The organism is [Muricauda] lutisoli (nom. illeg.), assembly GCF_017313105.1.
GTDB classification, from domain to species: Bacteria; Bacteroidota; Bacteroidia; order Flavobacteriales; family Flavobacteriaceae; genus Flagellimonas; species Flagellimonas lutisoli.
Genome location: NZ_JAFLND010000002.1, coordinates 84,286 through 95,724, shown reverse-complemented (window position 1 = coordinate 95,724; position 11,439 = coordinate 84,286). Strand labels below are relative to the sequence as shown.

The 11,439-nt window shown below is 41.4% G+C and carries 6 protein-coding genes; 1 reads left to right on the top strand and 5 read right to left on the bottom strand.

What is annotated here, in order from left to right:
• Nucleotides 1-3: 3 nt before the first annotated feature.
• Nucleotides 4-186, top strand: coding sequence for a CPXCG motif-containing cysteine-rich protein (locus J0X13_RS07785; RefSeq protein ID WP_207070901.1), 183 nt, complete (start codon nt 4-6; stop codon nt 184-186).
• Nucleotides 187-290: 104 nt separating this feature from the next.
• Here J0X13_RS07785 and J0X13_RS07780 read toward each other — a convergent pair whose 3' ends face one another.
• From J0X13_RS07780 to J0X13_RS07760, 5 genes are all read right to left on the bottom strand, one after another.
• Entirely contained in the window at nt 291-1,436 is a 1,146-nt protein-coding gene (locus J0X13_RS07780; RefSeq protein WP_242535673.1) for a glycoside hydrolase family 16 protein, read from the bottom strand.
• Between the two features lie 94 nt (nt 1,437-1,530).
• Nucleotides 1,531-3,711 carry a hypothetical protein gene (locus J0X13_RS07775; protein ID WP_207070900.1) on the bottom strand — a complete coding sequence of 727 codons (2,181 nt, stop codon included), beginning with the start codon at nt 3,709-3,711 and terminating at the stop codon, nt 1,531-1,533.
• A 37-nt stretch (nt 3,712-3,748) separates the two neighbouring features.
• Complete coding sequence (locus J0X13_RS07770) at nt 3,749-5,365, bottom strand: RagB/SusD family nutrient uptake outer membrane protein (RefSeq protein WP_207070899.1); 1,617 nt, start codon at nt 5,363-5,365, stop codon at nt 3,749-3,751.
• A gap of 10 nt (nt 5,366-5,375) precedes the next feature.
• Nucleotides 5,376-8,348 (bottom strand): SusC/RagA family TonB-linked outer membrane protein, encoded by a 2,973-nt coding sequence (locus J0X13_RS07765; RefSeq protein WP_207070898.1) that lies wholly within the window; start codon nt 8,346-8,348, stop codon nt 5,376-5,378.
• 273 nt (nt 8,349-8,621) lie between these two features.
• On the bottom strand, nt 8,622-11,420 hold the full coding sequence (locus J0X13_RS07760; RefSeq protein WP_242535672.1) for a helix-turn-helix and ligand-binding sensor domain-containing protein: 2,799 nt from the start codon (nt 11,418-11,420) through the stop codon (nt 8,622-8,624).
• Nucleotides 11,421-11,439 lie beyond the last annotated feature (19 nt).

The window sequence follows — 11,439 nt, the reverse complement described above, 5'->3', positions numbered from 1 at the left end:
GCCATGTACGAGCATTTTTTTCAATGCCCTTACTGTTGGGAAGAAATATCTTTTTTATTGGATAGTTCAGTGCCCCAGCAGACCTATGTGGAGGATTGTGAGGTATGCTGTAACCCTATAGAGGCAACGGCCAAGTTCAATAATCAGGAACTTGTTTATTTTGATACCAAGGAACTAGGGCAATAAAAAAAGCCGAAGGCACAAGGCTCCGGCTTAAGTCTATGTAATTTTTCCAAAATCTTGAAATTGTTTTACATCAGTAATCTATTTCTTTGACTTAATATTGGGCATTACTGATAAATCCTTACGTAATCGATTTCAAAAATATCTTCTGTAAAATTTGTTGGCACATCGCCACCAAGGTTACCCCCTAAAGCAATGTTCAAGATTAAATAATGCTCGTGATTATAGGGTTTGTTGGTTGAGTTTGGCAATTCAAATACCAAAGTGTCGTCCACATAGGTTTTAATGCTTTCACTATCCCATTCCATGGCATAAATATGGTATTCCGATGATGCTTGGGCAACAGCGGTTTCTCCCCCTGTGTCCATATATTCTTCGGTGTTGAGGTCACCCCAGTGGAAGTGGGATATTGTTTGGTTTTTGTTCCAGCCGGTTTGTTCCATAATATCTATTTCCCCGCACAAAGGCCAGCCAACACTACCATATTGGTCCCCAAAATAGTTTCCGGTTTCATCTACATTGGCACCTAGGGTCCAAATAGCTGGCCAAGTACCTGCCGTACTGGGCAGTTTTGCGCGAACCTCTACACGACCATAGGTAAAGGCAACCTTTCCATTAAGCCTGGCCGAAGTGTATTCTTTGGTGCTTCCGTTGTAGGAATATTGTTCCTTGATGGCTTTGATTTTCAAGGACCCATCGCTAACAAATGAATTTTCCTCTCTATCCGTGTAGTGCTGTAATTCCCCATTATGCCAACTCCCATTATTCGGTGGAATTATTTGATGGTGCCACTTTTGATTGTCTGGGCTACCTTCATATTCAAATTCATCTGAAAACACTAAGGTGGCAAAAGCTTCATCAGACTTAAACACATCCACTGAATAACTCTCATTTATGAACGCTCCGGATTGCGAATAGGCCCATACAGCTATATTGTAAGTATTTGTTCCGTTTTGTAGAAAAGTGTGTTCCGTTGTTCCTGTTTCACTAGAAATTTGGTCACCATTTCCAAAACGAAATGCATACCGAACAGCATTGTTGGCAGATGCGGAGACCACAACAGTACCTGAACCATTTCCGTTTGGATTATTTGTATCGGAGCCGATAATGGAGATATCCACATTTAAATTGGTGGGAACATCGTTGGAATCGGAGTCTCCAGAACTGCAGGAAAGCACAAATACCAAGGATAATACGGATATATTGAAAATGCTCATTTTAAATAGTTGAAAGATGTTTCTGTTATTTTTCATAGAAAGAAGGATTAATGCTCCTTTCTTAAAAAGAAAGGAGCCCATCCATTAATTAACTAAACTCAAATAAATTTAAGATTTGTTTTCTATTTTATTATTTGTGGAAATACACATTATCTACAAATATGGTCATAGATCCTGCGGGTTGACCTGCGTAAATCAGTTGAGCAATATTTGCTTTTGTAGTTAGTCCCGTAAAGTCTGAAAGCGGAATGTCCAATGAAATCCAAGTACTTTGTTCCGGGTTGGCTATGGTAATTTCATGTTCCACATCATCATCGCCACCAAAGGCCCCGTCTGCACCAAAATCTACAAGTTTTATTCTGATTTCGGTAGCGTCTGCTGTCCAAACATCAGTATGGAAATGGGTCATATCCGTTGCATCTATTTGGTTGGCGACGGTTTCAATCCCTACAAAATTCAACTCGCTATACTTTTTAACATCGTCTCCATCCACGATGATGTCTTCCAGTACCGCAGCAGACCAATCGGTTCTCCAAGTATCCACAGGAACGTTGGTGTAAGCATTACTGAAGAGCGATATCACATCTGCCTCTGCTACTGTAGGAGCTGTTGCAGCAGCCGTTGGCTCTGTTGCTGGTGGTGCATAGAAATAAATGTTGTCCAAATAAATGGTTCCGTTACCATCAAACTTTAGTTGGATTACATCAGTTAAATCTACAATATCGGAGAATTCGGTCAATGGGATATCCACGCTCACCCATTCTCCATTTGTTATCTCAAAGGAGTGTGCAGTTTCAGCGGGACCAGAGCTTATAAGATACCCATTGAGTTCGGAGGAATCGGCTGTCCAGTAATCAACGTGCATCATTGTCATTCCAGATAGATCCAATGGAGCTGCAAACTGAGTTCCTTGATAATTAAGGTTTTCATACTTTAAAGTATTGTTTCCATCGATTAATTCCTGCGTAACTACAGTCGCCTGGCCCCAATTCGGGTTAAAATCCGTACCGTCCACATTGGTATAGGCATCACTGAATACCGAAATTACATTAGCTTCTGCTACTGTTGGTGCGGGAGCTCCTGATATTGGTTCGCTGGAAACCCCTGCCTCATTGTAGAAGAATACATTGTCTACAAACACAGTGTTTGCTTTGGAGGGCGCTCCAACAAAAATCAATTGGGCAATATGTCCTCTTGTGGTCAAACCTGTGAAATCGGAAAGAGGTATATCGAGTGTCACCCATTCTTGCTGAGCTGGAGCTTCGAACACCAATTCGTGCTCTACATCATCTCCACCATCGAAAGCGCCATCAGCTCCAAAATCAACCAATTTTATTCTAAATTCTGTGGCATCGCCTGTCCATATATCGGTTCGGAAGTGGGTCATGCCACTGGCATCGATAGGAGCGGATACTGCTTCTACGCCCACAAAGCTCAGTTCACTATATTTCTTGACCGCGTTGCCCTGAATTTCTATGTCTTCCAATATGGCATCGGACCAATCGGTTCTCCACGTATCCACTGTTACATTGGTATATGTATCGCTAAATAAAGAGATGACTTCTGCTGGATCTATCGTCGGGTCCGGAGCAGGAACAGTAGGTTCGCCAGTTTCAACGGGTTCCTCGACCTCACCACCTTCACTCATCACGATATCATCAAAATAGTGGGTGCTTGCTGAACTCTTTTCCCCATTAAAATCAAAGAACAATACCAATCTGTCGAATTTATCGGAATCGCTAGGTGAAAAAACAAACGACAATTCCTCCCATTCTCCCGACACAGTAGTGGTTGCCTGTACTTCTTTTGAGATTGAACCATCGGTGCTATCCTCAAATTTTAAGAGTACAATTTGATCTGCGGCTGGTGAGTATACTTTTATTTTAACGGTCTGCATTACCGTAAAGTCCACTTTGCTCGCTAAATCAAAAAAGAAACCGGACCAAGGCTCAATACTAGGTGTTTGTGTATACGCCACAACGGTCTCAGAAGTATTGATGCCCGAAGGATCGGGGTTTTCCACGTATTCCAGTGCAAGTGATCCCTCAATTTCCCCAAAAAAGGATACTTCTGGTCCACCACATTCAAAATCCAGCCCATCTGCCAACTCGGGCACTATGGTTGAAAACGTGCAACCATCACCTGGCTCCGGCTCTGGCTCCGGTTCTGGCGGAACATAGGCTGAGGGCGGGGGTAGATCGTCCTCGGTTTCGCAAGAAATAATTGTGCCCAAAATACCTATGGCCATCAACAGGAACAAGATGGGTAATCTTGTATTGTTGTGGTTCTTGTTGTTGTTATACTTTTTCATTTTTCAATGTTATAAGTTAATTCTAGTTTGCACTTGTTTAGTTATACCCATCGTTCTGCGGGTAATTAGGTCCTAAAAGGTCCATCTGTTGCTGTGGAATGGGCCAGTTTTGCATATATTCCCTTAAGATGTCTTTTGGGTTTCCTTCTGGGTAGGACTCGTTCATATTGTCATTGTTCATATGATCCAATAAGAAATCGTAAAGTAGTCCGGTCCTTTTCAAGGTATACCAGCGTTGACCTTCGAATGCCAACTCCCTTGCCCTTTCATCCAGAATGGTCTGAAGGTCAATGCTGTTTACAGGAGCAGCGTTGGCCCTTGTTCTTACCGCATTTAAGTATTCCAATGCTTTGGAGGAGTTGCCCAGCATCATGTGCGCTTCAGCTCCAACCAAATAGGTTTCGGCCAATCTGTAGATCATGATATTTTTGAAGTGATTCCTATCTGTTGGCTCAACGTTTTCATCAAAAAACTTGATTACACCGGGGTTTTGCCTTCTATAGTATAGCATAAACTCATTTTGGTCCGTCTCGCTGTTTTCATACAGGTCAAGAGGGTCACCCAACTCTTTTCCTTCGGGCAGGGCAGTTTCATCATTATATGCATACTCAAAAATGTAGTATGTATTGTTTTTTCTATCGTCATTGGGATCTTCATTCAGTAAGTCTATGGTGTATTGGTTCAATGAAATAAACCCTGCACCTGCACCACCATTTTCGATAGATTGTACAAGACCTGGAGCATCCGCGTAAGAGGATACCATGTTCCAGTTCATAATATGCGGGCTTCCCCCACCAATGGTCTCTCTTTCAAAATTGATGGCAAAAAGGGTTTCTGGGTGATTGAGCTCTCCCGCGAACACTTCTGCCGTAGAAGCTGTCAAGCTGTGACTTCCACTTGTGATCACTGCGTCGGATTGGGCAGCGGCTTCGGTCCAGTCGTTTTCCCACATGGCTACTTTGGCTCTAAGGTGCCTCGCTGCTCCCTGTCCCCATCTTCCAAATTGTTCTGGGGCGTAACCCAAATTGGCAATTGCAAAGTCCAAGTCGGAGCGGAGGAGAGAGAATATCTCATCCACAGAGGACCTGTCCTGAGGTACATCGAATGCATTTTCTGGAGTAGTGGGTTCCGTTGTGATAAAGATGTTATTGAAAAGTCGATAAAGAGTAAAGTATGCATTGGCCCTCATACATTTGGCCTCTGCGATAATTTGATTCTTTCTACCTTCCTCTATTCCTTCCAAGTTTTCTGCTCCTTGGATTACGGCATTGGCCCGGTCAACTATTCTATAAAAATGGACCCAATAGGCATTGATGCCAGAAGCGGTTCCGTAATCGCCCAAACTGGCACCCCACAACAAACGGCTATAAAGGGAAACCTCTCCTGTGATTCCAACTCCAAGATCGCTCTTGGCCTGTAGAATAAGTGGAATGGTCCCGTTCAAGCTCAAATCTTGATAGATGTTTCTGTTTAGGGTGTAAAGGCCAACAACGGCATTTTCCAATCCCTCGGGAGTAGTGTAAAGAAAATCAACCGAGGTATCCGATAATAATTCGTCTTCCAACAGATCTTTTTCACACGAGGTGAGCGTTGCAATAACAAGCAATATTGTCAGTGCTTTTTTTGATGTTAAATAGTGAAATATGGTTTTCATGACAATTTTTTTAGAATCCTAATTTTACACCTAGGGTTATGTTTCTTGTTTCTGGGAACGCAGATCCTTGGTTGTTTGCCAAAGGTGTTTGTTCCGGGCTATATGATTTAAAATCGGTAAATGTGAACAGGTTGGTTCCGGTTACATATACTTTTGCCCTCTGTAATCCGAGTTTGGAAAAAGCATCTTTAGGAATGTTGTATCCTAATGTCAACGTTCTTAATCTTAGGTAAGAAGCATCTCTTACTGCAAAAGGGAACAAGTGCAGGTGTGTGTCCGGTTTTGGTCTTGGGTACTCGGTAGAAGGGAACTCAGGGGTGTAATATTTTGTCCTAATACCATTGATGGCACCTTTCCAAAGTTCTCCATTGGCAAGAACCGGATTCAACTTTGTTGCTCCTTGTACAATATAGATATCGGCGAACAGGTCGAAGTTCTTGTAAGTGATCGTGTTGGTAATGGAACCGTACCACTCTGGATCCGTATTGGTAAAGATATTGTCGCGGTCATCTATCTGTCCGTTTCCATCTTGGTCGATTACACGAACATCTCCTGGTTGGGCCAATGGGTTTCCAGAGCCTTCGATATCATCGCCTACTTGATAAATCCCATCATATTTGGGCAACCAAATATTGTTGATGGATTCACCTACGGACAATCTTCTTCCAGAAGTATCGGTAATGTCGATCGGGTTGCCATTGTCATCCAATTCCCCGGTCAATGAAATTACTTTATTTCTATTTCTGGAGAATACCAATCCCAAGGACCAACGGAAGTTTTCCTTGCGGATAATGTTAGAGGTCAAAGAAGCTTCGACACCTTGGTTCTGTAGTTCACCGGAGTTAAATCGAATTACATTGAAACCAGTGGTTCCTGCAATGGACCTGTCCAACAAAAGGTCGGTTGTATTGGCCTTGTAGTACTCAAAGGTTCCTTCGAAAAAGTTGTTGAACAACCTAAAGTCCACACCTGCGTTCAAGGTGGTCGTGGTTTCCCATTTTAGGTCGGGGTTCGGCAATCGCGATGATGCCGTTGCGCCGGACACTGTTTGATCTCCAAAAATGTAGGGTAGGTTGTCCGCAACACCCAGAGATTCCAATGGATTGATCCCTTGGTTTCCTGTTGCACCATAACTAACCCTCAATTTCATTTCGTTTATGGCATCCACATTTTCCATAAAGGGTTCGTTGTGCATTTTCCATGCTACCGAAACTGCCGGAAAAAAGCCCCACTTGTTGTTCTCTGCAAAAACCGATGCACCATCGGCACGGGCAGTGGCTTCCAAAAGGTATCTATCCAAATAACCATAACGGAGCCTTCCCAAGAAAGAGAGTAATCTCCGTTGAGATACGTTTCTAACGTTGTTCAGTAAATTGGTGGCATTTCCGTTAAATCGCAATGCATCGTTGGTAAAGCCGGATTTGTCCAATTGCGTGTATTCCGTCCTCTGCTCATCGAAGGCTTGCACTGCGGTCAGGTCCAAGCTATGGTCATCATTTATTTGAGGCGTATAGTTCAGGATGTTTTCCACAAGCACTTGCTTAAAGAGTGTGTTGGATAAAACCCCGATTCCATTGATCCCTTCATCTCCTACGGAATGAAGGGATGACCTATATACACCTTGGTTAGTGTTACGGTTCCTTAAAAAAGTTTTAAGGGTATAGCTTAGGTTTGGTGAAATATCATAAATGAGGCTCAGATTAACATCCGTGAGATTGATTTTGGTCTCATCCACGGACTCTCTCTGGTCCCACAGTGGGTTAACTGCTGTATTTGATGGGCCCAAATAAAATTTCTGAAGCTCACCATCTGCCGTGTATGGTTGTGCCAACGGAGTTATTGTGGTAAAATTGATTCCGCCTGTTTCACGGTCTTGTTTTGCATTTTGATAGTTGATGATTCCTCGGAACATCAATTTATCCGTAAGTTTTTGCTCTAAGTTTAGTTTGAATGTGCCTCTGTCAAAACCTGAATTTGGAATAATACCTTCTTGTGAAAAATAGTTCACACTAGAGAAGACCTTTGTTTTTTCACTACCGGCAGAAAAGCTAAGGGCGTGGCTTTGGATTATCGCATCCTGTAATACCAAGTCTTCCCAATCCACGAAGTTTTTGTTTTCTATGGCTTCGAGCTCAAAAGGAGAAAAAATGTTTTCATCATTTAAGTAGGCGCCTGTGAACCTGTTCCTATTGGCCTCTCTTCTTAGGTCTATGAATTGCTGCCCGGTATATTGGTTAAAGTTTTTGGTAAGGGTCTGTACAGTAGTATATCCGTGGTAGTCTATAGATGCTTTCCCAACTTTACCTCTCTTGGTGGTCACCAATATTACACCATTGGAGGCTCGTGACCCATAAATGGCTGTTGATGAGGCGTCTTTTAAAATTTCAATGTTGGCGATATCGTCCGGAGCAACATCATTCAAGTTGTCAAAAGGTAATCCGTCCACAATGATCAATGGGGAGTTTCCGCCCGGTGCAACGGATACATTACCACGGATTACGATATTGGAGTTACCACCTGGTCTGGCGTCGCCCAAGTTTACTTGGACACCGGCAGCTCTACCTCGCAACATTTCAGATACGTTTGTCGTGGGAACGTTGGTGGCTTCTTCAACTTCTACACTGGCCACCGACCCTATTACGTTACTTTTCTTTTGTGTACCATATCCAACAACAACAACCTCGTCCAGGGCCTGAGTATCTTCCTCTAAAACAACATTGATTTCTTCTTGGTCGCCAACTGGAACTTCTTGGGTCAAGAATCCCACATAGCTAAAAACCAAAGTGTCATCATTGGAAACGTCATCGATGGTAAATACACCATCAAAGTTGGTTACCACACCATTGGTGGTTCCTTTTACGAGTACGTTAACACCTGGCATGGGTCCCATATTGTCAGAGACGGTACCGGTAACGGTTTTTGTTTGTGAATACCCATAGGAGGTACATAAAAGTACCAATAAGGTTAAAATGCCATATCTCATTTTGAGTGAATTTGATTTGAGATAAATGTAGTGGGCTTAACGTATTCTTAACAAATGAACCACCTCTATAAAAAACCTACATTTTCAATTTAATAGTGTTAAAATTGGCTTTTTATCACTTAAACCCTGTAAAATATGAGAATTTGAAAATATTTGTTGATATAGAGATAAAGTTGAGTATAGGGGTGAACTGTCGTTTTTTGTCCGATCGTAGGGTTATTGTAGGGGTAATTTTAAGATTTGTAGGGTGATGATGGGCAAACGTAGAGTTGCCTAAAAGTTTAAAATGTAGTCTATAAGGTTATCGTGGTGGGGCAAGTCGAATTTTTTCCGCAGTCTATACCGTTTCATTTCCACACTTTTTACAGAAATGTTAAGCAGCGGGGCTATTTCTTTTGAGGATAGGTTGAGTCTTAAATAGGCACATAAACGAAGATCGTTGTTGGTAAGGCTGTCGTGTTTTGCTTTTATTCTTTTTAAAAAGTCCCTGTCCGCATTATTGAATGCATCTTCAAAAAATTTCCAGTCGTCCTCACTGTTTATATTGTTGTCTATTTCCTTGATTACGGATTTTATACTTCGATCCTTATTTGGGACTTCCTTAAGTTGGGATTTCAACGAAGAAAGGAACTTGTTCTTTTTTACAAGGCTCATGGTGGAAATGGCCAGCTCCCGGTTTTTGTTTTCTATTTCGTTTTGGAGTTTCTCGGTCTGTAGTTTGGCTATACGCTCTTTTTCTTCAAGCTCCCTGCGTTCCAACTCTTTTTTATTTCGTTTTATCAACGACTCTTGCTTTCTCTTATAATAATTCTTGTAAAGTCTATGTATCAAAACAAACAGTAGGAATAAACCAATCGTGTATAGTGCTAGAGCAAGGTTGGAAAGATACCAAGGACGTAATATGGTGAAACTGTACGAAGCCGTGTTTTCGCTAATGCTGTTGCCGACCATCGCCCTTACCGTAAAAGTGTAGTCGCCAAATGCTAAATTTTTGAATATAGCCTCGGAAGATTCGGACCATTCGCTCCATCCATTGTAGAGATTCTCCATTTTATACTGGTACTTTACCTCGGTATATTTATCGTACTCGGGAACACTGAATTCGAATCTTACGTTGTTGTTGGAGTATTTCAATTGTTCATTAGTACTGTTTATGGGTGCCTTTGAGGACAATTCTTGATATCCACCATAATAAATGGAGTTTATATGTATTTCCTTGTCGGATGATTCTACTTTGGTCAAGTCGAGCGATACATAGCCGTTGGAACTTCCGATCAAATATTTGGACTCAGCAATTTTGGAAATATTTTCAAATCCAGAAACTCCCAAATTCGCCCGAATATCGCTAGGTATGGAAATGTTGGAGGAATTTAATTTGTTGCTCAAAGTGCTTTGGGAAACATATTGGATACCACTATTTGTGAAGAACCACAAACGCTGTTCTGAGTTTTCGGGAATTATGATACTTACCTGACCGTTATTGTTTGCAAGAACCATTTGGGTCAATGTACTATCAATTTTAATATCATTTTCGTTTTTTATGGTATAGATCCCCGAGTTGGTTTTGTAATGTATCTGGTCCTGAAAACTGAAAATGTTGGAACTATGGCCAAATCCTTCCTTGTTTATAACTTGCTTTGTTTTCCTAAAGTCGGATTGTAATTCAATAAAATATAACCCCTTTTGTTCATGGTTTACAACCACTTCCAAAGAATCTAATTCAAAAAACCTACTGGAAACCGTAAACCCTTCAATGGAGTTTCGAAAAGTCCAAGAACCTTTTTTCTTTTCTAGGATACTTAGTCCGTTATAATTGCCCTGCAATAAAAGGTTGTCATGGTTTTGTATTGGTTTTATGCCCCAAGTACCTGGAAAATCCGAAATAAGTTCGGCCTCATCATTTTTTACAACAAAGGTTCCGTTGTTGTGTCCGCAAAAAACCGTGGAGTCCAAAAGTTGTAGGTTCCAGACCTGACCTTCCGTCCCATCAATCATTCGGAATGGATTTGAAGACTCTGTTTTTCTGTAGAACAATCCTTGGTTGGTACCTAGGTAGAGGTATCCCTTATGGCTCAAGGCAGCATATACTAGGCCCAAATTCCCAAGTTTGTCAACATACTCATTAAAAGGAGCGTATAGATTTATGATGCTTAGGCCATTGTCCAATCCTAGCCATAGGTTATTATCGGAATCTTCAAAAAGTGATAATACGGTATTATTGTTAAGGCCTTTCTCCTGATCAATATTTTCAATGATGGAATCTCCATTTTGTGAGAGATGGTAAAAGCCGTTGGAAATGCTTCCCAATACAAAAGAACCATCATTGAGTTGAATACTACTGTAGAGTTTGATGTTTATGGTATCCATCGCCGTTTGCCATGGTTCTAGGGACTCTGAATCGTATTTGTAAAAACGGGAACCTTCCGTTATCACTAGAATATCATTGTCTATCCCATAGAGTCCAACAATGGGTTCATCGGTAAAAACGGGGTCATCGCTCACTAATGCAGATTCGCCATTTTGAATGGTGAAAAGCCCTTTTCTGGCAATTTGAAAATATACGTTGTCGTTAACTAAACTTAGGTTGGCCTTATCGGAATTCGCTTCAATAACTTTGAAAGTATCTTCGGCATGATCATATATATAAATTCTGTCCAAAGATTGGAAGAGCACCCATTGCTCCAACTCCAAAATATCCCAAAACTCTTCGTCTTCGGCCATGGGTATTTCCATTTTTTGGGACAATGAGGTGTAAACAAGTTCACCATTTTCCTCTTTGGTCCAATAACCGAATTCGCGATAGGAGCCTGTGTAAATTTTATCTCCAGCTGCTTTTACCGACCTTATTATGGGAGAAGTAGGCAGTTTGTACTGATGCCATTTACTGCCATCGAACTCCAAAAGACTGGTATGGTTGGCTACATAAATATTTTTTGATGGTGATTGTGTTATTGCCCAGTTCTGAAACTCACCATTGTATTCTTTTGTGGTATAATTTTTTATGGGAGGCAGTTCTTGACCCAGCGTTGTTGAGCAAAGCAAAACCAGTAAATAAAAAATATATGGCCTCAATATGGATTAGTTTAATTGT

What these genes read in the sequence shown, in the direction of transcription:
- J0X13_RS07770 (WP_207070899.1), bottom strand. Translation starts at nt 5,365, where the DNA reads ATGAAAACCATATTTCACTATTTAACATCAAAAAAAGCACTGACAATA.
- J0X13_RS07775 (WP_207070900.1), bottom strand. Translation starts at nt 3,711, where the DNA reads ATGAAAAAGTATAACAACAACAAGAACCACAACAATACAAGATTACCC.
- J0X13_RS07765 (WP_207070898.1), bottom strand. Translation starts at nt 8,348, where the DNA reads ATGAGATATGGCATTTTAACCTTATTGGTACTTTTATGTACCTCCTAT.
- J0X13_RS07780 (WP_242535673.1), bottom strand. Translation starts at nt 1,436, where the DNA reads ATGAAAAATAACAGAAACATCTTTCAACTATTTAAAATGAGCATTTTC.
- J0X13_RS07785 (WP_207070901.1), top strand. Translation starts at nt 4, where the DNA reads ATGTACGAGCATTTTTTTCAATGCCCTTACTGTTGGGAAGAAATATCT.